Raw genomic sequence first — 20650 nt, forward strand, 5'->3', positions numbered from 1 at the left:
CGGCTACACCGTCCCGCCGAGCCGGTGCAGCACGGCGTCCAGCAGCCCGTCGGCGTCGAGGTCGACCCCGCCCCTGCGCAGGAACACGGCGTTCAGCAGCTGGTCGGTGGCCAGCTCCCCGCGACCGCGCCGGGCGAGGAAGGCGTGCAGCAACTCGTCCGTGCCGTCCGGCGCCGCACCGTCGCCGAGATGGGCGCGGACGATCTCCACCAGCCGGGCCTCGTCCGGCTCGGGCAGGTCGAGCCGGACGCAGCGGCGCAGGAACGCGGGAGGGAAGTCCCGCTCCCCGTTGCTGGTGATGACGACGACGGGGAACTCGGAGCAGCGCACCCGGCCGCGCACCACCTCGGTACGGACCCGGGGATCGGCGGTCAGCACCTCGACGGCGGCCTGGTCCTCGGGCAGCCGGGCGAGTTCCGGGATCTCGAACTCGCCCTCCTCGAAGACGCCGAGCAGATCGTTCGGCAGGTCCACGTCGCCCTTGTCGAGCTCGTCGACGAGCAGGACCCGCGGCCGGGTGCCGGGGACGAGTGCCGTGCCGAGCGGCCCGAGGCGCACATAGGAGCCGATGTCCGGCTCACCGGCCTCCCGACCCCTGTCACGGCGCAGGTTGGTCTCGCGCAGTCTGCCGATCGCGTCGTAGCGGTAGAGCGCGTCCTGGAGCGTGGCCCGGCTGTTGACGTGCCAGCTCAGCACCCGGCCGAGCCTCAGCTCGTGGGCGACGGCGTGCGCGAGCGACGACTTGCCGGTCCCGGGGCGGCCCGTCACCAGGAGCGGCCGGCGCAGGTGCAGCGCGGCGTTGACGACGTCGGCCTCGGCGTCGCCGATCAAATACGGCAGCGGCCGCGGCGCACCCGTGTCCCGTGCGCCCCCGGCCGCGTGGTCGAATCGCCGCCACGGCGGGGGCTCGGGGAACGCCACGTCCCGGACCCCGCCGTCACCCCGGAACAGCCGCCAGCCGTCCGCCGCCTCGCCCTGACGTCCTGTCATCGGATGTCCGCTCCTTCCGCGGGGTCCAGCAGTTCGAGCCCGCCGGGCAGCGGGAGTTCGGTGTCCTCCCACACCAGCGACGGCCGTGCGCCGCCGGGGTCGGGGGCGCCGTAGCGCTCCGCCCGGAAGTGCCGTACGCGTTCGGGGAGCTGGTGCAGCGGACCGGTCGGCGCGACCGCGTCGAGCCGGTGCGCGTGCTCGTGCCCCTCCGCCTGCCGGTCCCACAGCACCACGGGTACGCCGACGGCCAGACACAGCTGCACCAGTCGCGCGCGGTCCCCCCGCGGGCCGTGCACCACGACCTGGGCGGTGTCCCGGTGGGAGCTCGCGAGCAGCGCGTACACCCGCTCGGGGGAGGCGGTCCGCTCGTCCACGACCAGCGGACCGGTGTGCCCGCTCTCCCAGCGCCGCCGCAGTTCCGCCTCGCGCCCCGGCGCCCGGGCGCTGACCTCGGGGCAGCGCAGGGCGACCCGGTACGTCACACCCAGCGGCACGCCCGGCAGGAACTCCACGGGGCTGCCGGCGTCCCACTCGTCCACGTCGAGTTCGAGGCCGTCCCGGCCGACGACGACGTCGATCTGCTCCACGGGCGTTCCGCCGCCGTGCGCCGCGCGTTCCGCCGCCTCGCGGATCAGCCGGCCGATCTCCGCGGAGCTCCGGGGCCGGTCGGCCGGGACGAGCCGGGCGGCCGTACCGTCGCCGCGCACCTCCCACACCTCGCACCGGAACCGGCCCTCGTCCTCGGCCGGCGCGCCGCTGAGCTCCGCCACGAGTCGGACGACGGGCGGAGGCCGGTGCGCGGCCCAGGCCGCGGCGTCACCCCGGCGCTGCGACAGCGCGGCACGGTGGACGCCGAGGCGCCCGGCGACCCGGTCCGACCACTCGCTCAGCGCCCGGGACGAAGCGGGGGAGGCACACGCCGCCGCGTACTCGACCAGCTTGAGCAGGGCGGGGACCGGCGCGGTGCCGTCCGGGAGGGAGCCCCCGTCGGGATAGGCCTCCAGCTCGGTCACGACGGGGCCGATGTCGTCCGGGGCCAGCCGGGGCGCCGCCAGCGGCGCCGGCAGCGGTGTGTAGCGCAGTGCCTCTCGCGCGGCGCGTGGCAGCAGCGTCGCGTCGGCGGTCACGACCCCCGCCAATTCGGCGAGGAGGACCCGGTGTTCGTCCACGGACAGCAGCCGCGCCCCGGCCAGCCGGCCGGCGGTCAGCAACCGGTCCAGGCTGTCGCGCCCGGCCCCCGGCGCGGCCGCGGCCGCGAGCGACTCGCTGAGCGTCGCCAGCGCCCGTTCCTCGGCCGCCAGCACCGCCGCCAGTTCCTCCACGGACGGGGCGGAGTCCCCGGCCGGGGGTTCGTACCCCAGCGCCGCGGCGAGCGCCCGCGCGTGCTGGGCCCGGTGCGCGGGATCGCCCAGGAGCCGCCACAGTTCGGCGGCCAGTGCGCCGAGCGCGGGATCGTCGTGGCCCGCCGGACGGTGCACCGCGCAGTCCGCGAGCACCTCCGCCGCGCCCGCCCGCCGCAGCTCCTCCTGCACCGTCCGCCACGGCACCGCCCAGCTGCGGCGCACCGTGTCCTGGGCGCCGAGCGGCCGCCCGCGATCCGGGAGCACGTGCGCCACGACCAGTCCGACCACGGTCTCGTCGGACAGCGACCAAAGCGGCCCGCCGCTGAACCCGGGGCCGATCGCACCGCCGGACAGCTCGCCGTCCAGATAGCCGACGGCGTCCTCCTGCAGTTTGACCCGGGCGTCCGCGAAGGCGATCGCGGCCCCGCCGCCGTGCCAGGCCCGCAGCGCCTGCCCCTCGGCCATGTCGCGCCAGACCACGGGGCGCGGCCCCGGCGGGGCGGGCTCGGCCAGTTCGAGGACCGCGAGGTCTCCCCGCCACACCGTCGCGGACGCGGCCGGCCGGGGCGGCACCCACACCGAGACCCTGGCCGCCCGGTGCCCGGAGCCGGGCACGCGGTTCTCGGGCCCGTGCAGCGCGACGGTCAGTTCGGCGGCCTCGGGCGGCCCGGTCTCGTAAGGGTCCCGTCCCAGCGCGTCGTTCACCACATGGGCGCAGGTCAGCACCCGGTGCGGGGACAGCAGTGCCGCTCCGCCCGCGGCCGCGCGCCCGTCGGAGTACAGCACCGAGAGGCGGGCGGCCGGGGCGGTCGGCCGTGTGAACCAGCCCATGGGTCAGTTCTGCCGCGCCCCGGGCTGCCAGGTGGCCGAGACGGTCATGGTGGCCTTGCCGTTCGCCCCGACGATGCCCAGCTTGAGGTCCTGGCCGATTTCCATATCGAACGCGACCGTGATCTCGGACGGCGGGTTGCCGGCGCCCGCCACCGCGGAGTGGATCTCGTCCAGCAGCGGCCCCATGGGGCTGAGCGCCGTGCGCAGCGCCTCGGTCGCACGTGCGGCGGCCCGTCCCTCCCCGCCGCCGCGTGCCACGGGCACCACGGTCCCGAATCCCTCCGGGAGATCACCGGGGTCCGCGGGCCCCGGTGGCACGGCCAGTGCCTCACCGGCCCCGGAAAGTTCCATCCGCACCTGCGAACCGTCAGTCAGTGCAACATCCATGTACTCGGGCACCCGGCCATTCTCCCGGTCAAGGGCCGCGCCGGGAGGTATTTTCCGGTCAGGCTGAGGCCAAACGAGCGGTCCGGTCGGCGAGTTCACCGATTCGTGTGCCGTCGAAACCGAACACGGCGCTGCGCACGCGGTCCTCCAGCGGCCCGGTCCACTGCGGCGGGATGCCGGCCGCGCCGCACAGCACCCCGGCCACCGAGCCCGCCGTCGCGCCGTTGGAGTCGGTGTCCAGCCCGCCGCGCACGGTCAGCGCGATGGTGGAGGTGAAGTCGCCCTCGCCGTACAGCAGTCCGGCCGTGATGACACCCGCGTTCGGGACGGCGTGGATCCAGCCGAGGTGTCCCGTCTCCCTGTCGAGTTCGTCCAGCGCGGAGGACCAGGACACGCCCGCCTCGTACAGCGCCGTCGCCCGGCGGACGGTACGGGCGAACCTGCTGCTCGCGGGGATCCTGGCGAGGGCCGCCTCGATCGCCTCCCGCGCGTCGGCGGCCGTGAACGCCGCGGCGACCAGCGCGGCCGCCCACATCGCCCCGTACACCCCGTTCCCCGTGTGCGACAGCACCGCGTCCCGGCGGGCGAGCGACGCGGCGCGCACCGGGTCGCCCGGACTCGTCCAGCCGAAGACGTCGGCGCGGATCAGCGCGCCGATCCACTCCTGGTACGGGTTGTCGTACGTGGCCGTCAGCGGCGGCTTCAGCCCGGCGGTGAGATTGCGGTACGCCGCCCGCTCGGCGGTGAAGGTCTGCAGGAACGGCATCCGCAGCAGCCACAGCTCGCCCACCTGCTCGGTGGTGAACGCGAAGCCGTGGGTCTCCAGCAGATGCAGGCCGAGGATCGCGTAGTCCACGTCGTCGTCGCGGCAGCTGCCGTGGATCCGGCCTCGCACGCACTCCCGCCACTCGGGACGCAGCTCGAAGTCCGCTGCCGCACCGGGCGGCGGCTCGGGGAGGTAGTCCGTGAGCGGCAGCGCGCCGGTGAGCCGCAGGTAGCGGTCGATCCGGTCGCGCGTCCAGTAGTCGCCGCGCTCGACGGGCTTGCCGAGCATGTTGCCCGCGATCCGGCCCAGCCAGCCGCCGAGGATCCGGTCGGCGGTCGTCGGGCCCTGGGGCGTGCCGGGAGGCGTCATGGAACGGGTGTACCCCGTCGCGGCTCAGGAACCGGGGAGGCCCGTCCGCAGGACGTCGAGGTAGTGCCGGTTGTACATGATGCCGAGGACGTTCCCGAACGGGTCCACGACCGACGCGGTGACGAAGCCCTCACCGTGCTCCGTGGGTGCCTGGTGCTCCTCGGCGCCCAGCGACAGCAGCCTGTCCAGCGTCCCCTCGAGATCGTCGACGTGCCAGTGGACGACCGCGCCGCCCGCACCGGGCGCGTGGTCCTGCGGGGCGAAGCGGCTGTCGATGATCCCGAGCTCGTGCTCGTAGTCCCCGAGACGGAACTCGATGTAGCCGGGCCGCTCGAAGTACGGGGCGACGCCCAGCAGCTCCGTGTACCACTTCGCGGCCGCGTCCAGGTCGCCCGCCCAGAAGCTGACGGTGGTGAGTCCTCGCAGCATGTCCGCTCTTCCTTCCCGTGGTTCCTCCGCTGCGCCGCAGGCTAGGAGCCATATAGGTCAAATCCTGACCGCTTTCAAAACCGGTCGGCTGCGGATAGGGTCGGGTCGGCGCGACTGCCTGTTCGAAAGCAAGGGATTGATGGTGGCGGACGGAGCAGTTACTGCCCCACGTGTGCTCGTGGCGGCGGACAAGTTCAAGGGCTCGCTCACGGCCGTGCAGGTCGCCGAGCGGGTGACCGCGGGGCTGCGGCGGGTCGTCCCGGGGCTCGCGGTGGAGACCCTGCCGGTCGCGGACGGCGGCGACGGTACCGTCGCCGCGGCCGTGGCGGCCGGGTTCGAGCGGCGTCAGGTCGACGTGACCGGCCCGCTCGGCCAGCCCGTGACGGCGGCGTACGCCCTGCGCGGCACGACCGCGGTGGTGGAGATGGCCGAGGCGTCCGGTCTCCAGCACCTGCCCGACGGCGTCTTCGCGCCGCTCACGGCGACCACGTACGGCTCCGGGGAGCTGCTGCGCGCCGCCCTCGACGCGGGTGCGCGGACGATCGTCTTCGGCGTCGGCGGCAGCGCCACCACGGACGGCGGCGCGGGGATGCTGGCGGCGCTCGGCGCGCGTTTCCTGGACGCGGACGGCGAGCCCGTCGGTCCCGGCGGCGGCGCCCTGATCGACGTGGCGAGCGCTGACCTGTCCGGGCTGGACGCCCGCTTCGAGGACGTGGAGCTGATTCTCGCCAGCGACGTCGACAACCCGCTGACCGGTCCGAAGGGCGCGCCTGCCGTCTTCGGCCCGCAGAAGGGCGCCTCTCCGGAGGACGTGGCCGCCCTGGACGCGGCCCTCGCCCACTACGCGTCGGTCCTCGGGCCCGAGCAGGCCGGGCGTCCCGGCGCCGGCGCGGCGGGCGGCATCGGCTACGGCGCGCTGGTCGCCCTCGGCGCGGGCTTCCGGCCGGGCATCGAGGTGATGCTCGACATCCTCGGCTTCTCCGACGCGCTGTCCCGGGCGACCCTCGTCGTCACCGGCGAGGGCTCCCTCGACGAGCAGACCCTGCACGGCAAGGCCCCGGCCGGTGTCGCCGCGGCCGCCCGTGCGAAGGGCATCGACGTCGTCGCGGTCTGCGGCCGGCTCGCGCTCACCCCGGACGCGCTCGCCGGCGCGGGCATCCGCCGCGCCTACGCGCTCCTGGAGCTGGAGCCCGACCCGGCGGCCTGCATGGCCCAGGCGGGCCCGCTGCTGGAACGGGTCGCGGAGTCGGTCGCGAAGGACTTCCTCTCCTGACGCGTCCTGAAACGTCCTGACGGTACCGGGACGTTCCGGCACCGCGGGTCCCCCACGAGAGCCCCCCGGATCCCGTCCGGGGGCTCCGGTGTGTCCGTGGGCGGAACCGCCGCAAGGCACCCCGTGGGTCCGGAGCGACGGCGCGAACTCCGGTGGAGCGCACGGCGAATGGCCGAAAGACGGCCCTTGCGGACCTGGGCTGTTCCGACGACCTGTACCCGCTCCCCACCGCTCCCTAGCATGTGCGTCCTACCCGACCCGATTTCCCATTGACGCGAATGAGGACTGGATGCAGAGCGAGTCGTGGAGCCCGGACGCCATCGACACCAAGGTGCCCAGCGTGGCGCGTATGTACGACTTCTTCCTGGGGGGCGACGACAACTACCAGTCCGACCGCGACGCCTGTGAGCAGCTGCTGAAGCAGGTGCCCAGCACGAAGGTGCTCGCCGTCAACAACCGCCGTTTCCTGCAGCGTGTCGTCCGTACCCTGGCCGAGGACTACGGCATCCGGCAGTTCATCGACCACGGTTCCGGCCTGCCGACCCAGAACAACGTCCACCAGGTGGCGCAGGCCGTCGACCCGGAGTCACGGGTGGTGTACGTGGACAGCGACCCCATCGTGCTGGCGCACGGCCGGGCGTTGCTGGAGGAGAACGACCGCACCGCGGTCATACAGGCGGACATGAGGGACACCGACGGCATCTTCGGCCACGAGGAGACCACCCGCCTCATCGACTTCGACAAGCCGGTCGCCGCCCTGTTCGTCTCGGTGATGCACTGCATCCCGGACTCGGACGACCCGGCCGGTCTCGTTCGCCGGGTCGCCGAACGCCTGGTGCCCGGCAGCTTCCTGGTGGTCTGTCAGCTCGTCAGCGACCGCCCCGAGATCCGCACGTTCGTGACGGACTTCATGGCCGAGGCCACCGGCGGGCAGTGGGGCCGGGTCCGTGAGGAGCACGAGGTGACGGAGTACTTCAACGGGCTCCAGATCCTGGAACCGGGACTGGTGGAGGTCTCCACCTGGCGGCCGGACACCGATCTGGCGCCGGTGCAGCAGACCGACGAGTGGATCGAGTGGGGCGGCGTGGGCCGGCTGGTCTGACGCCTTCGGACGTCGCGGGCGGCCCCGCGCTCTCAGGCCCGGCTGCCCGCGACGCGGACGGTGCGGTCGTGTCCTCGGCGCCGGCGACCGGGCGGGCCTCTCCGGTCACGGCACTAGAGACGGGACAGCCGCTCCTCGATGAGGGCCAGGGAGTTCTTGGGGGTGAGCGCGCAGGCGCCGAGCCGGTCCAGCATGTCCCGGTACTGCTCCACGACGTGGGGCTTCTGGCTGAAGGTGCTGTCGGTCAGGTGCTCGATGTAGACGGCGTCCTTCAGATCGCTCAGCGCGAAGCGCAGATAGGTCACCCCGGTGCCGACGCCGACCGAGGCCGTCACGTCCAGAGGGGCGATCTGCAACGTGATCCGGGGCTCCTGCATCATCGTGACCAGGTGCTCCAGCTGACCGCGCATCACCTTCGGCCCGCCGACGGTGCGCATCAGCACGGACTCGTCGATCACCGCCCACAGCCGGGGCGCGTCGGGCTGGTCGAGCTGGCGCTGCCGTTCCTGCCGCAGCTCGACCCGGCGGTGCACGTCGTGGGCGTACAGCCGCGCCGGTCCGGACTCGATGACCGCACGGGCGTACGCCGAGGTCTGCAACAGGCCCGGTACGTAGAAGGGTTCGTACGTACGGATCGTCGCCGCCGCGCCCTCCAGGGCGACCAGCGGGGCGAAGAAGTCCGTCAGCACGTCGCTGAAGTTGCGCCACCAGTCACCGCGCCGCGACTGCTCGACGAGCCGCAGGAACTCGGCGACGCTCTCCTCCCCGTCCACCCCGTAGAGCTCCAGCAGGGCGACGGCGTCGGCCGGCTTGCAGCCGTGCCGGCCCAGCTCGATACGGCTGGTCTTGGAACGGGAGAAGCCGAGGCGGACGTCGACGGCGGAGGGGTCGAGCCCGGCGGCCGTGCGCAGTTCGCGCAACTTGCCACCCAGGATCACCTTCAGGGCGGTCGGGTTGCTCTCGACCGCTCCCAGTGGCCCGGCGAACAACGACGGGCTCGGTTCTACTGCAGCCATCGTGCGCTCCTGCGGACTATTGAGAAGACGTCGACACTATCCCGTACATCCGTGTGTGAGCCACGGCGAACTGGACGGTGAGGTACCCATTTTCAGCCAATCACGTCATCGAATTCACCGCCGCGGGCCCCGGCCACGAAAGCCTCCACCTCGTCCCGCGTGTAGACGAGCGCGGGCCCTTGCGGATCACGGGAGTTGCGCACGGCCACCTGCCCGTCGGGGAGTGCTGCCAGCTCCACGCAGTTGCCGGTGGCATTGCTGTGGCTGCTCTTGATCCACGTCACCCGGTTCAGCTCCCCCGCCGGCATGCCATTGGTGAACTCCATGCCCAACAACCCCTCTTTGTTCGCACGTTCGTTCGCCCCGTATCTGGTCAGTGCAATCCCAGATGCAATTGCATTTTCGGGGCCGGCTCGACAATACTCGGTCAACACCGGCTGCCGCAGCGTCGAACACCCAGGCCTGCAGGGGGACATGACCAGTGACGATTCACATGTCAACCATCTCCACCACGACGGCCGGGCACGGAAGTCGGCGCGCAACAGAGCAATACGGCCCGAAACCGCTGCCCGAGAGCCCTCGTGCCACACCCCAGGACCCCGTCCTGGAGGGACTTCCGCCACTCGGTGGGTTCGCCGCCTGCGGGCTGGACGGCAGCCCCCGGAATCCGTGCCAGGCGCGCCGCTTCGTCGCCCACACCCTGCACTGCTGGGAACTTCCGTCCCTCGTCCCGGACATGGCGCTGGTCGTCAGCGAGCTGGTGACCAACGCCGTCCGGCACGCGCTCGTCGCCGAACCGCAGGGGGCGGCGCCCGAGTACCCCCTGTGGCTGGGCCTCGTCCGCCACCCTGAGCACGTCGTCTGCTCCGTCGCCGATCCGAGCTCCGAACCGCCCAGGCAGCGCGACGCCGCGGCCGCGGACCTCGACGGCCGCGGCCTCGAACTGATCGGCGCGCTGAGCGAGAGCTGGTCCTGGTCGCTCACCGAGCCCAGGGGCAAGACCGTGTGGGCGAGCCTGGCCCTGCCCGGCCGGGACTGAGCCCGGGGCGCACCGCCGGGACGCCCGTCCGGAGAGGGCGGAGGTGCCCGCGCCGCCGTACGCGTACCCCGCGCGGCCGCCGTCCCTCAGGGTCCCGGCACGGACGGTGCGCGGTTTCGGACGTGGACCGCCGCCCACGGGTGCCGTCGGCCGTCCGTCGCGAACGCTCCGATGCCCTGCGCCCCGCACCGCCGAACGGGCCGGACGGGCTGCCGGGGCGCGAGGCATCGATGGGGGCAGGGGCGCCGAACGCGCCGGAGCCGTCCCACGCGCCCGATCCGCTGGACGCGCCGCTCCCGCCGCGCGGGCCGGCTCTTCCTCGTGTGCCGGAGTCGCCGTACCCGACGTACGCGCCGTACACGCCGTACGCGCCGGGCCGCCGTACCGGCCGGATCCCTTCCCGCGGCGCCGGGTCCTCCGACTGTGCCGGGGCCGTCGTACGGGCCGGATCCCTTCCCGCGGCGCCGGGTCCTCCGACTGTGCCGGGGCCGTCGTACGGGCCGGATCCCTTCCCGCGGCGCCGGCCCTTCCTCGTGTGCCGGAGTCGCCGTACACGCCGTACCCGACGTACGCGCCGGGCCGCCGTACCGGCCGGATCCCTTCCCGCGGCGCCGGGTCCTCCGACTGTGCCGGGGCCGTCGTACGGGCCGGACCGCTGTACGCGCTGTACGCGCCAGACCGTCGCCCCGGCGGGATCCCGTCGCGCGGCGCCGGAGCTCGCCACCTGCGCCGGAGGTCGTCGCGCCGGACCGCCGTACGGGCCGGACCCTCCGTACGCGCCCGGCCCTGACACGGCTTCCGGCCGGCACACCCGGGCGGAGACGCCTCCCGTGGGCCCGCCTCCCTCCCCCGCCACCTCTCCGCGCGCGGGCTCCCTCGCGGTCTCCGTCCCGCACCGCCCCGTCCGGCGCGACGACCGTGGACACCACCCCGGCCGTCCTGCGGCGAGCCCGGGGAGCGGGCTCGACGGTGGGAAGGGCAGCCGGCGGCACGCGCGGCGCGACGTCGACGGACGCGTACGAGCGGTCTCGGCCCCGGCCGCCCCACCGACAGCGTGTGGGACGCGGGCACAGCGAAGGGCCCGGGGCATGCGCCCCGGGCCCTTCGCTGTGCCGTCGGAGGAACCGCTACGGAAGCTGTGCCGAAGCCCGCGCCTCGCGCCGGTTGTCACGGAAGGTGTTCACCCGCCGTGCCGTCGCGAACAGCGGGATCGTCGCCGCCAGCACGATCTGCAGTGCGCAGCCGGTCTGCAGCAGCAGCTGACCGCCCGGCGCGTCGAACGCCCACGCCGCGAGCAGGCCCATCGCCCCCACGATCCAGCTGAGCATCGCGATCGCCAGCTTGCCCCGCGGCTTCGGGTACTCGACCCGGCTCACCATCAGCCAGGCCGCGCCGATGATCGCGAGCAGCGTCGGGATGAACGGCAGCTCCAGCAGGACGATCGACACGACCGTCAGCGCGCCGAAGGGGCTCGGCATGCCCTGGAACATGCCGTCCTTCATCGTCACGCACGAGAATCTGGCCAGACGCAGCACGACGGCCAGCAGCACCACGATCGCGGCCACCGCCGACACCTTCTGGTGGGCGTCGTCGGCGACCATGCCGTAGACGAGGACGAAGTACGCCGGAGCCAGTCCGAAGCTGATCAGGTCCGAGAGGTTGTCCAGCTCGGCACCCATCGGGCTGCTGCGCAGCTTGCGCGCCACGAGACCGTCGAACAGGTCGAAGACGGCGGCGCACAGCATGAGGATCACCGCGGTCGCCGCGGAGTGCCGCGCCATGCCGCTCTCGCCGCTGCCGACGAGGTGCGGGATCAGGATTCCGGTGGTGGTGAAGTACACCGCCATGAAACCGCACGTGGCGTTACCGAGAGTGAGGGTGTCCGCTATCGACAGCCGGAGCGAGAGGGGCATCTCCTCCGCGTCGTCGGCCGTCCCGGAGCCGGGCTCGGTCCCGTCGACCCAGCCCGCCTGTGTGTCGGGATCAATCACGGTCAATGCGAGTCACCCCCGCGGTCGTGACCTGACCGACTTCGACACCGACCTCGACACCCTCGGGGAGGTAGATGTCGACGCGAGAGCCGAAGCGGATGAGGCCGATGCGCTCGCCCTGCTCGACCTTGGTGCCCTGCGGGATGTACGGCACGATGCGGCGCGCGACGGCGCCGGCGATCTGGATCATCTCGATGTCACCGAGCTCGGTGTCGAAGTGCCAGACGACGCGCTCGTTGTTCTCGCTCTCCTTGTTGAACGCCGGAACGAATCCGCCGGGCACGTGCTCGACGGAGGTCACCGTGCCGGCGAGCGGAGCGCGGTTGACGTGGACGTTCAGCGGGCTCATGAAGATGGCGACACGGGTGCGCCCGTCCTTCCACGGCATGATGCTCTGCACCACACCGTCGGCCGGGGAGATGACCCGGCCCTGGGCGATCTCGCGCTCGGGGTCGCGGAAGAACCACAGCATGCCCGCCGCGAGCGCGGTCGTGGGCACGGCGATGGCCGCGGCGCGCCTCGACCGGCGCGCACGCGCCAGGCTCAGCGCCGCGGTCGCGACGGTCGGGAGGAGCCACGGCGATGCTCCGCGCGCGAGGCGGACGCGGCCGCGAGGTGCAGAGGTTTGGCTGTGGGGCATGGATGACCTTCGTAGCGGATGATGCCGCGCTGGCAACACGGGGGACGGCGGCTTTCTGGCGATGTTATCGGTTACGGGCCGCAACTGGGAAAGCCAGAAGCCGAGTCGGTCGGCCGGAAGCCTTCGGCAAAGGCTGCCGGAATGTGATCTTCTTCGCGGCCGAACCGACTCAAAAGCCCCGTTCAGCCCTGAAACCGGTATTCCTCGAGGAGCCTGCGCCCGATGATCATTTTCTGGATCTCGGCGGTACCTTCGCCGATCAGCAGCATCGGGGCCTCCCGGTAGAGGCGCTCGATCTCGTACTCCTTGGAGAAGCCGTAACCGCCGTGGATCCGGAAGGCGTCCTCGACGACTTCCTTGCAGTACTCGGAGGCGAGGTACTTCGCCATCCCGGCCTCCAGGTCGTTTCGCTCCCCGGAGTCCTTTTTGCGGGCTGCGTTGACCATCATCGCATGGGCGGCCTCGACCTTGGTAGCCATCTCCGCGAGCTTGAACTGGATGGCCTGGTGCTGGGCGATCGGCTTGCCGAAGGTGTGACGTTGCTGGGCGTACCCGACACCCAGCTCGAAGGCGCGCTGGGCCACGCCGCAGCCACGGGCCGCCACATTGACGCGGCCGACCTCGACTCCGTCCATCATTTGGTAAAACCCTCGGCCGGTCCTGCCGCCGAGGACGCGATTGGCCGGAATGCGCAGTCCGTCCATGATGAGCTCGGTCGTGTCGACGCCCTTGTAGCCCATCTTGTCGATCTTCCCGGGGATGGTGAGGCCGGGCCGCACCTCTCCGAAGCCGGGCTCCTTCTCGACGAGGAAGGTCGTCATCGACTTGTGCGGGGCCGTGCCCTCCGGGTGGCCTTCGTCACTCCGGACCAGAACGGCCACCAGCGTCGACGTGCCGCCGTTGGTCAGCCACATCTTCTGGCCGTTCAGGACGTACTCGTCGCCGTCCTTCACCGCCTTGGACGTGATGGCCGACACGTCCGAGCCGAGCCCCGGCTCGGACATCGAGAACGCGCCGCGGACCTCGCCGGCCGCCATCCGGGGGAGGAAGTACTCCTTCTGCTCCTGCGTGCCGTGCTGCTTCAGCATGTACGCCACGATGAAGTGCGTGTTGATGATGCCCGAGACGGACATCCAGCCCCGGGCGATCTCCTCCACGCACAGCGCGTACGTGAGCAGGGACTCGCCCAGGCCCCCGTACTCCTCGGGGATCATCAGGCCGAAGAGCCCGAGCTCCTTGAGCCCGTCGACGATCTGCTGCGGGTACTCGTCGCGGTGCTCCAGCTCGGTGGCGACCGGGATGATCTCCTTGTCGACGAAGTCGCGGACCGTCGACAGGATCTCCTGCTGGACGTCGGTCAGACCGGCGGTCTGGGCGAGTCGGGCCATGGCTACTTCTCCGCCTTCTTCGTGGGCTCGATCAGCTCCGGCCGGCCGGGCTGCTCGCCGCCGCGCTCCTTGATGTACGTCTCGGTGGGGACCATCACCTTGCGGCGGAACACGCACACGAGCGTGCCGTCCTGCTTGTAGCCCTTGGTCTCGACGTAAACGATCCCGCGGTCCGACTTGGACCGGGAGGGCGTCTTGTCGAGGACCGTCGTCTCGCCGTAGATCGTGTCGCCGTGGAAGGTCGGCGCCACGTGCCGCAGCGACTCGATCTCCAGATTGGCGATGGCCTTGCCGGAGACGTCCGGTACGGACATGCCGAGCAGCAGCGAGTAGATGTAGTTGCCCACGACGACGTTCTTCCCGAAATCCGTCGTCTTCTCCGCATAGTTGGTGTCCATGTGGAGCGGGTGGTGGTTCATCGTCAGGAGACAGAAGAGGTGGTCGTCGTACTCGGTGACCGTCTTCCCCGGCCAGTGCTTGTAGACGGCCCCGACCTCGAACTCCTCGTAGGTGCGTCCGAACTGCATCGCTTACGCCTCCGGGGCTTCGAACTTGGAGGTACGGGTCATGCCGGCGGCGCGGCCCTTGCCGGAGACGACCAGGGCCATCTTGCGGCTGGCCTCGTCGATCATCTCGTCGCCGAGCATCGCGGAGCCCTTCTTCCCGCCGGCCTCGGACGTGTAGTAGTCGTAGGCGTCGAGGATCAGCTCGGCGTGGTCGAAGTCCTCCTGCGAGGGCGAGAAGATCTCGTTGGACGCCTCGACCTGGCCCGGGTGCAGCACCCACTTGCCGTCGAAGCCCAGTGCCGCGGCGCGCTGCGCGACCTCGCGGTAGCCGTCGATGTTGCGGATCTGGAGGTAGGGGCCGTCGATCGCCTGCAGGTTGTTGGCGCGGGCGGCCATGAGGATCTTCATCAGGATGTAGTGGTAGGCGTCCGCCGGGTAGCCGGGCGGCTGCTCGCCGACGACCAGCGACTTCATGTTGATGGAGGCCATGAAGTCGGCCGGGCCGAAGATGATCGTCTCGACGCGCGGCGACGCCTGGGCGATCGCGTTGACGTTGTTGAGGCCCTGGGCGTTCTCGATCTGCGCCTCGATGCCGATCTTGCCGACCTCGAAGCCCATCGTCTTCTCGATCTGCGTCAGCAGCAGGTCGAGGGCGACGACCTGCTGGGCGTCCTGGACCTTCGGCAGCATGATGCAGTCGAGGTTCTGGCCCGCGCCCTCGACGACCGTGACGACGTCCCGGTACGTCCAGTGGGTCGTCCAGTCGTTGACCCGCACGACACGAGTCTTGCCCGTCCAGTCGCCCTCGTTGAGGAACTTCACGATGGTGTGCCGGGCCTCCGGCTTGGCCAGCGGGGCGCACGCGTCCTCGAGGTCCAGGAAGACCTGGTCGGCCGGCAGCCCCTGGGCCTTCTCCAGGAAGCGCGGGTTCGAACCGGGGACCGCCAGGCAGGACCGGCGCGGCCGCAGCCGGTTGACGGGGCTTGTCATGCGGGGACCTCCAGGGGGTCGAGCTTGTTCGCTTGACGGATCTCGTCGACGATACGTCCGATGATCTCCGTGATACCGAAGTCCTTCGGGGTGAAGACGGCGGCCACGCCCGCACGCTTCAGTTCCGCGGCGTCGCCGTTCGGGATGATCCCGCCGACGATCACCGGGATGTCGGCGGCGCCCGCGTCACGCAGACGCTCCAGCACGTCCGGTACCAGTTCGGCGTGGGAGCCGGACAGGATGGACAGGCCCACGCAGTGCACGTCCTCCGCGAGGGCGGCGTTGACGATCTGCTCGGGCGTGAGCCGGATGCCCTGGTAGACCACCTCGAAGCCCGCGTCGCGGGCCCGAACGGCGATCTGCTCGGCACCGTTGGAGTGCCCGTCCAGACCCGGCTTGCCGACCAGCAGCCGCAGCCGGCCCGAGCCGAGCTCGTCGGCGGTGCGGGACACCTTCTCGCGGACCAGGGCGAGCGGCGTGCCCGCCTCGGCGGTCACGGCCACCGGGGCTGACGACACCCCGGTCGGGGCGCGGAACTCGCCGAAGACGTCCCGCAGCGCCCAGGCCCACTCGCCGGTGGTGACGCCCGCCCGGGCGCACTCGACCGTGGCGGCCATCAGATTGGCGTCGCCCGCCGCCGCGGCCTTGAGCGCGGCCAGGGCGTCCTGGGCGCGGCTCTCGTCGCGGTTGTCTCGCCACTCGTGGAGCTTGGCGACGACACGCGCCTCGTTCGCCGGGTCGACCGTCATGATCGCCGTGTCGAGGTCCGCGGTGAGCGGGTTCTCCTCGGTGGTCTCGAAGATGTTGACGCCGACGATCTTCTCGTCGCCGGCCTCGATCCTGGCCCGTCGCTCGGCGTGCGAGGACACCAGCTGCGACTTGAGGTATCCGGACTCGACGGCCGCCATGGCGCCGCCCATCTCCTCGATGCGCTCGATCTCGGCGAGCGACTCCTCGACGAGGGCCTCCACCTTGGCCTCGACGACGTGCGAGCCGGCGAAGATGTCCTCGTACTCCAGCAGGTCGCTCTCGTGGGCGAGGACCTGCTGGATGCGCAGCGACCACTGCTGGTCCCAGGGGCGGGGCAGGCCGAGGGCCTCGTTCCACGCCGGGAGCTGGACGGCGCGGGCGCGGGCGTCCTTGGAGAGCGTCACGGCCAGCATCTCGAGGACGATGCGCTGGACGTTGTTCTCCGGCTGCGCCTCGGTCAGGCCGAGCGAGTTGACCTGGACCCCGTAGCGGAAGCGCCGCTGCTTGGGGTTCTCGATGCCGTAGCGCTCGCTCGTGATCTTCTCCCAGATGCGGCCGAAGGCGCGCATCTTGCACATCTCCTCGATGAAGCGGACGCCCGCGTTCACGAAGAAGGAGATCCGGGCGACGACGTCGCCGAACTTCTCCCGCGGCACCTGGCCGGAGTCGCGCACCGCGTCCAGGACGGCGATCGCCGTGGACATCGCGTAGGCGATCTCCTGGACGGGGGTGGCCCCGGCCTCCTGCAGGTGGTAGCTGCAGATGTTGATCGGGTTCCACTTGGGGATGTTCGCCACCGTGTAGGTGATCATGTCGGTGGTCAGGCGCAGGGAGGGCCCCGGCGGGAAGACGTGCGTCCCGCGCGACAGGTACTCCTTGACGATGTCGTTCTGCGTCGTCCCCTGGAGCCTGGTGATGTCGGCGCCCTGCTCCTCCGCGACCACCTGGTAGAGCGCCAGCAGCCACATGGCGGTGGCGTTGATGGTCATCGAGGTGTTCATCTGCTCCAGGGGGATGTCCTGGAACAGCCGCCGCATGTCACCGAGGTGCGAGACCGGTACCCCGACCCGGCCGACCTCGCCGCGGGCGAGGACGTGGTCGGGGTCGTAGCCGGTCTGCGTCGGCAGGTCGAACGCGACCGAGAGGCCGGTCTGGCCCTTGGCGAGGTTGCGCCGGTACAGCTCGTTGGACGCCTCGGCCGTGGAGTGACCGGCGTACGTGCGCATGAGCCACGGCCGGTCCTTCTGACGCTCTGTCATCTGGTGGACCTCTGACTCAGATGTTCCGGAAGCGGTTGATGGCGTCGAGGTGCTTGGCGCGCATCTCCTCGTCGCGCACGCCCAGGCCCTCCTCGGGCGCCAGGCAGAGGACGCCGACCTTGCCCTGGTGCACGTTGCGGTGGACGTCGTGGGCGGCCTGGCCCGTGTCCTCCAGCGCGTACGTCTTCGACAGGGTGGGGTGGATCTTGCCCTTGGCGATGAGGCGGTTGGCCTCCCAGGCCTCGCGGTAGTTGGCGAAGTGGGAGCCGATGATGCGCTTCAGCGACATCCACAGGTAGCGGTTGTCGTACTCGTGCATGTAGCCCGAGGTCGAGGCGCAGGTGGTGATGGTGCCGCCCTTGCGGGTGACGTAGACGCTCGCGCCGAAGGTCTCGCGTCCCGGGTGCTCGAAGACGATGTCGATGTCCTCCCCGCCGGTGAACTCGCGGATGCGCTTGCCGAAGCGCTTCCACTCCTTCGGGTCCTGGGTCCGCTCGTCCTTCCAGAACTTGTAGCCCTCGGCGCTGCGGTCGATGATCGCCTCGGCGCCCATGGAGCGGCAGATGTCCGCCTTCTGCTCGCTGGAGACGACACAGATGGGGTTGGCGCCGCCGGCCAGCGCGAACTGGGTGGCGTAGGAGCCGAGACCGCCGCTGGCGCCCCAGATCAGGACGTTGTCGCCCTGCTTCATCGCCGCGCCGTTCCGCGAGACGAGCTGGCGGTAGGCGGTGGAGTTGACCAGGCCGGGGGCGGCGGCCTCCTCCCAGCTGAGGTGCTTGGGCTTCGGCATCAGCTGGTTGGACTTCACCAGCGCGATCTCGGCGAGGCCGCCGAAGTTGGTCTCGAAGCCCCAGATGCGCTGCTCGGGGTCGAGCATCGTGTCGTTGTGGCCGTCCGAGGACTCCAGCTCGACGGAGAGGCAGTGCGCGACGACCTCGTCGCCGGGGGTCCAGGCGTTGACGCCCGGGCCGGTGCGCAGCACGACGCCCGCGAGGTCGGAGCCGATGATGTGGTACGGCAGGTCGTGGCGCTTGGTGAGCTCGGAGAGCCGGCCGTAGCGCTCCAGGAAGCCGAACGTGGACAGCGGCTCGAAGATCGAGGTCCACACGGAGTTGTAGTTCACCGAGCTGGCCATCACGGCCACCAGGGCCTCACCCGGCCCGAGCTCGGGCAGCGGGACCTCGTCGAGGTGCAGGGACTTGCGCGGGTCCTTCTCGCGCGTGGTGAGTCCCTCGAACATGTCGGTCTCGTCCTTGTGCACGGTCACCGCTCGGTACGACTCGGGGAGCGGCAGTGCGGCGAAGTCGGCGGACGTGGTGTCCGGCGACTGGATCGCGTCCAGGATTTCCTTCACGGGTGCCTCCGGCGAATGGGATCTCCCCGGCCCGGGGCCGGGGGAGGCGTCTCGCGGACGAGAGCGCTGAGGGGAACGTCGGGGAGTGCTGCTTCTGTGGAGGTGTGCCGTCGGTTCGGCGGGTGGTGCCGGCAGCGCTGGTGTGCGCGGGAGGTTGCCTGTGACGCAGGCGTCCGGGCGCGCGAGCCGGGTGGCTTGCGGGGACAGCCGGCGTACGAGAGTTCTCTGCACGCCGGCCGCCCGGACCACTTCAACGTATGGCACGCCGTGCCAGCCCGCAAGACACTGCGTGCCAACAATTTCACTCACCTGCAATCTCGGCGTCACACATGAGCGATGATCGATCGAATTCGACGCTGACCTGCGGAAACGGCGGTCGGTGGCGAGCCTGGCCTCGCGTGGCGTGCCTGCCCGTGCACAGCGGGTCACAGCGGTGTGGGCTATGTCATGAACGCGGCCCGTGGTGCCCGGGTGCCGCCTTCGGCTCCGGCCGGCCGCTTCGGTCACCGGCGCAAGGGCCCGGCGGGGCCGCTTCGGCCGCACGGGCCGGGCGCGCCCGCCGAAGCCCGGGGCGATGTCTCCCCGGTCCGCGTACGGGGCACGGCGGGCGGCGTGCCGAACCGTGCAACTCGTGGCGCTCGTGGCCGAGTTCGTGCGGGAGCGGCCGGCGGGCGCGCACCGCGATCCCGGTGTGCCCGTCCGGTCGCGTGACGCGGGCCCCCGGTGTGCCTCCGGCAGGCGCGCGCCGCGATCCCGGTGTGTCTCCGGCCGGCGCGCGTGACACGGGCCCCAGACAGGCGGCGCAGGCGCCCGCGCCCGGGTCCTCCGGCCGCGGGCGCCTGCGCGGTGCGCCCCAGCGAGAGCCCCGCGGGGTCCGCACGGGGGGCGCCGTACCGGACGGGGCGGCGGAGGGCCGTACGGGGGCGCCGTTCCGGTCCGCAGTCCGGGAGCGGGCGTCGTGGGGGAGCCCGCGCCGCCCGCGGCGGGGCGGCCGGGCGCCGCGTCGGTGGCAGCAGGGGAAAGCCGTGTGCGGGGGGCCGAAGCGGCTGCCGCACACGGCTCGTCGGAGGCGGGTCCCGCGTGGGAGCCGCGGCTCAGGGCATTCCCGGGGGCAGGTCCGGGGGCGCGCAGGCCCGGCCGGTGCCGTCCGCCCCGGCCACCGGACCGCCGGCGGCCGACGACGTCAGCGGCGGCGCAGCGCTTCCTCGATCGTGCGCATCACCTCGGGCAGCGGAGCGTCCGTGCGGGCCACCGCGACCAGGACCTCGTCGCCCGTCCGCACCTGTGCGGCGGCGGGGGCGGGTGCGCGTTCCGCCCCGGCGCGCCCCGCGCCGATGCCGGAGCCGAACGTGTCGCGCACGATGGCGAAGGCGTGGTCGAGCTGGGCCTCCACGTCGCCCTGGCCGCCGGCCCGCAGCCAGCGCCTCAGCACATGGTTGTGAGCGGTGACCACGGCGGACGCGGCGACCTCGGCGAGCAGCGGATCGTCGTTGCCGTCGTGGTGGTCGCGCTCGTCGAAGTGGCCCAGCAGATAGCGCGTGAAGAGCCGCTCGTAACGGGCCACCGAGGCGATCTCCCGCTCCCGCAGCGTCGGCACCTCACGGGTCAGGCGGTACCGCTCGACGGACACCGCGGGCGACGCCGCGTACATCTTCATGACTTCCTTGATGCCCCGGCACACGGTGTCGAGCGGGTGCTCGTGGGCCGGAGCGGCGTTCAGCACGGCCTCTGCCCGCACGAGCGTGTCGTCGTGGTCGGGGAAGATCGCCTCTTCCTTGGAGCGGAAGTGCCGGAAGAAGGTGCGCCGGGCGACCCCTGCCGCCGCGGCGATCTCGTCGACGGTCGTCGCCTCGTACCCCTTCGTCGCGAACAGCTCCATCGCCGCCGCCGCCAGCTCCCGGCGCATCTTGAGCCGCTGGGCGGCGGCGCGGCTGCCCGCGGCGCTCTCGGGGGCGTCGGACGTGGCGGGCGCGGAGGAGGTCCGGGCGGTGCGTCGGTGGGCGTCAGCGGGCTGGGACATGCCCTGAACGTACTGCATCTGCGCAGGGGACTGCGCCTCCAGGGGCGGGCCGCCCGCTCCGTCCAGCAGCCCGCCCCAGGCCCGGCGGCCGACGCCGGGGTCCGCGGTGTCAGGGGCCGACGGCTGTCGCCCGGCCGCGTTCCCGTCGGCGCGCGCAGTGCCTCCCCCCTGGCCGGTCGGGCCTGGGAGGGGCCCCGAGCGCTCTTC

Annotated in this window: 18 protein-coding genes; 3 read left to right on the forward strand and 15 right to left on the reverse strand. The window is 71.9% G+C overall.

The features are described from left to right. Positions 1–3: 3 nt before the first annotated feature. The 5 genes from QRN89_RS28655 to QRN89_RS28675 form a co-directional block, all read right to left on the reverse strand. Positions 4–990, reverse strand: a complete 987-nt coding sequence (locus QRN89_RS28655; protein WP_290352304.1) for an AAA family ATPase — start codon at positions 988–990, stop codon at positions 4–6. After that, the gene (locus tag QRN89_RS28660) at positions 987–3164 is read right to left on the reverse strand and encodes a VMAP-C domain-containing protein (protein WP_290352305.1); all 2178 of its coding nucleotides are present in this window, start codon (positions 3162–3164) and stop codon (positions 987–989) included. The genes QRN89_RS28655 and QRN89_RS28660 overlap by 4 nt, the downstream gene beginning before the upstream one ends. 3 nt (positions 3165–3167) lie before the next feature. Then, positions 3168–3515 (reverse strand): CU044_2847 family protein, encoded by a 348-nt coding sequence (locus tag QRN89_RS28665; RefSeq protein ID WP_290353897.1) that lies wholly within the window; start codon positions 3513–3515, stop codon positions 3168–3170. Positions 3516–3609: 94 nt separating this feature from the next. After that, positions 3610–4686 carry an ADP-ribosylglycohydrolase family protein gene (locus QRN89_RS28670; RefSeq protein WP_290352306.1) on the reverse strand — a complete coding sequence of 359 codons (1077 nt, stop codon included), beginning with the start codon at positions 4684–4686 and terminating at the stop codon, positions 3610–3612. Between the two features lie 24 nt (positions 4687–4710). Beyond that, the gene (locus tag QRN89_RS28675; RefSeq protein WP_290352307.1) at positions 4711–5115 is read right to left on the reverse strand and encodes a VOC family protein; all 405 of its coding nucleotides are present in this window, start codon (positions 5113–5115) and stop codon (positions 4711–4713) included. A 139-nt stretch (positions 5116–5254) separates the two neighbouring features. Here QRN89_RS28675 and QRN89_RS28680 point away from each other — a divergent pair, with 139 nt between their 5' ends. Together QRN89_RS28680 and QRN89_RS28685 are read left to right on the forward strand one after the other, a co-directional pair. Next, complete coding sequence (locus tag QRN89_RS28680) at positions 5255–6388, forward strand: glycerate kinase (RefSeq protein WP_290352308.1); 1134 nt, start codon at positions 5255–5257, stop codon at positions 6386–6388. Positions 6389–6677: 289 nt separating this feature from the next. Further along, positions 6678–7490 (forward strand): SAM-dependent methyltransferase, encoded by an 813-nt coding sequence (locus tag QRN89_RS28685; protein WP_290352309.1) that lies wholly within the window; start codon positions 6678–6680, stop codon positions 7488–7490. A gap of 113 nt (positions 7491–7603) precedes the next feature. Here the strand turns inward: QRN89_RS28685 and QRN89_RS28690 are convergent, their stop codons facing one another. Together QRN89_RS28690 and QRN89_RS28695 are read right to left on the reverse strand one after the other, a co-directional pair. Continuing rightward, on the reverse strand, positions 7604–8506 hold the full coding sequence (locus tag QRN89_RS28690) for a helix-turn-helix domain-containing protein (protein WP_290352310.1): 903 nt from the start codon (positions 8504–8506) through the stop codon (positions 7604–7606). Positions 8507–8598: 92 nt separating this feature from the next. Next, on the reverse strand, positions 8599–8832 hold the full coding sequence (locus QRN89_RS28695; protein WP_290352311.1) for a DUF397 domain-containing protein: 234 nt from the start codon (positions 8830–8832) through the stop codon (positions 8599–8601). A 167-nt stretch (positions 8833–8999) separates the two neighbouring features. On the opposite strand from QRN89_RS28695, the gene QRN89_RS28700 reads away from it, so the two are divergent. Next, positions 9000–9545, forward strand: a complete 546-nt coding sequence (locus QRN89_RS28700) for an ATP-binding protein (protein WP_290352312.1) — start codon at positions 9000–9002, stop codon at positions 9543–9545. A gap of 1127 nt (positions 9546–10672) precedes the next feature. Here QRN89_RS28700 and pssA read toward each other — a convergent pair. The 8 genes from pssA to QRN89_RS28740 all read right to left on the reverse strand — a co-directional run bounded on the left by pssA (position 10673) and on the right by QRN89_RS28740 (position 20443). Continuing rightward, on the reverse strand, positions 10673–11542 hold the full coding sequence (pssA, locus tag QRN89_RS28705; RefSeq protein WP_290352313.1) for a CDP-diacylglycerol--serine O-phosphatidyltransferase: 870 nt from the start codon (positions 11540–11542) through the stop codon (positions 10673–10675). Further along, positions 11529–12176 (reverse strand): phosphatidylserine decarboxylase, encoded by a 648-nt coding sequence (locus QRN89_RS28710; RefSeq protein ID WP_290352314.1) that lies wholly within the window; start codon positions 12174–12176, stop codon positions 11529–11531. Before QRN89_RS28710 ends, pssA begins: the two co-directional genes overlap by 14 nt. A 182-nt stretch (positions 12177–12358) precedes the next feature. Then, positions 12359–13564: an acyl-CoA dehydrogenase family protein gene (locus tag QRN89_RS28715; protein WP_290352315.1), complete on the reverse strand. Its 1206-nt coding sequence runs from the start codon at positions 13562–13564 to the stop codon at positions 12359–12361. 2 nt (positions 13565–13566) lie between these two features. Beyond that, the gene (locus QRN89_RS28720) at positions 13567–14091 is read right to left on the reverse strand and encodes a MaoC family dehydratase (protein ID WP_290352316.1); all 525 of its coding nucleotides are present in this window, start codon (positions 14089–14091) and stop codon (positions 13567–13569) included. Positions 14092–14094: 3 nt separating this feature from the next. Further along, positions 14095–15060 (reverse strand): HpcH/HpaI aldolase/citrate lyase family protein, encoded by a 966-nt coding sequence (locus tag QRN89_RS28725; RefSeq protein ID WP_290352317.1) that lies wholly within the window; start codon positions 15058–15060, stop codon positions 14095–14097. Next, a complete protein-coding gene (locus tag QRN89_RS28730) occupies positions 15057–17069 on the reverse strand; it encodes a protein meaA (protein WP_290352318.1) in 2013 nt (670 codons plus the stop codon). Before QRN89_RS28730 ends, QRN89_RS28725 begins: the two co-directional genes overlap by 4 nt. Positions 17070–17085: 16 nt before the next feature. Then, a complete protein-coding gene (ccrA, locus tag QRN89_RS28735; RefSeq protein WP_290352319.1) occupies positions 17086–18423 on the reverse strand; it encodes a crotonyl-CoA carboxylase/reductase in 1338 nt (445 codons plus the stop codon). Between the two features lie 1183 nt (positions 18424–19606). After that, positions 19607–20443, reverse strand: a complete 837-nt coding sequence (locus tag QRN89_RS28740; protein ID WP_290352320.1) for a TetR family transcriptional regulator — start codon at positions 20441–20443, stop codon at positions 19607–19609. Positions 20444–20650 lie beyond the last annotated feature (207 nt).

Source organism: Streptomyces sp. HUAS CB01 (assembly GCF_030406905.1).
Lineage (GTDB): Bacteria > Actinomycetota > Actinomycetes > Streptomycetales > Streptomycetaceae > Streptomyces > Streptomyces chengbuensis.

Excerpts from the sequence above, each read along its gene's own strand:
- QRN89_RS28695 (WP_290352311.1), bottom strand. The coding sequence starts at position 8,832 with ATGGAGTTCACCAATGGCATGCCGGCGGGGGAGCTGAACCGGGTGACG.
- QRN89_RS28710 (WP_290352314.1), bottom strand. The coding sequence starts at position 12,176 with ATGCCCCACAGCCAAACCTCTGCACCTCGCGGCCGCGTCCGCCTCGCG.
- QRN89_RS28715 (WP_290352315.1), bottom strand. The coding sequence starts at position 13,564 with ATGGCCCGACTCGCCCAGACCGCCGGTCTGACCGACGTCCAGCAGGAG.
- QRN89_RS28670 (WP_290352306.1), bottom strand. The coding sequence starts at position 4,686 with ATGACGCCTCCCGGCACGCCCCAGGGCCCGACGACCGCCGACCGGATC.
- QRN89_RS28690 (WP_290352310.1), bottom strand. The coding sequence starts at position 8,506 with ATGGCTGCAGTAGAACCGAGCCCGTCGTTGTTCGCCGGGCCACTGGGA.
- QRN89_RS28660 (WP_290352305.1), bottom strand. The coding sequence starts at position 3,164 with ATGGGCTGGTTCACACGGCCGACCGCCCCGGCCGCCCGCCTCTCGGTG.
- QRN89_RS28740 (WP_290352320.1), bottom strand. The coding sequence starts at position 20,443 with ATGTCCCAGCCCGCTGACGCCCACCGACGCACCGCCCGGACCTCCTCC.
- QRN89_RS28685 (WP_290352309.1), top strand. The coding sequence starts at position 6,678 with ATGCAGAGCGAGTCGTGGAGCCCGGACGCCATCGACACCAAGGTGCCC.
- QRN89_RS28655 (WP_290352304.1), bottom strand. The coding sequence starts at position 990 with ATGACAGGACGTCAGGGCGAGGCGGCGGACGGCTGGCGGCTGTTCCGG.
- QRN89_RS28680 (WP_290352308.1), top strand. The coding sequence starts at position 5,255 with ATGGTGGCGGACGGAGCAGTTACTGCCCCACGTGTGCTCGTGGCGGCG.
- QRN89_RS28725 (WP_290352317.1), bottom strand. The coding sequence starts at position 15,060 with ATGACAAGCCCCGTCAACCGGCTGCGGCCGCGCCGGTCCTGCCTGGCG.
- QRN89_RS28675 (WP_290352307.1), bottom strand. The coding sequence starts at position 5,115 with ATGCTGCGAGGACTCACCACCGTCAGCTTCTGGGCGGGCGACCTGGAC.
- QRN89_RS28700 (WP_290352312.1), top strand. The coding sequence starts at position 9,000 with ATGTCAACCATCTCCACCACGACGGCCGGGCACGGAAGTCGGCGCGCA.
- QRN89_RS28730 (WP_290352318.1), bottom strand. The coding sequence starts at position 17,069 with ATGACAGAGCGTCAGAAGGACCGGCCGTGGCTCATGCGCACGTACGCC.
- QRN89_RS28665 (WP_290353897.1), bottom strand. The coding sequence starts at position 3,515 with ATGGAACTTTCCGGGGCCGGTGAGGCACTGGCCGTGCCACCGGGGCCC.
- QRN89_RS28720 (WP_290352316.1), bottom strand. The coding sequence starts at position 14,091 with ATGCAGTTCGGACGCACCTACGAGGAGTTCGAGGTCGGGGCCGTCTAC.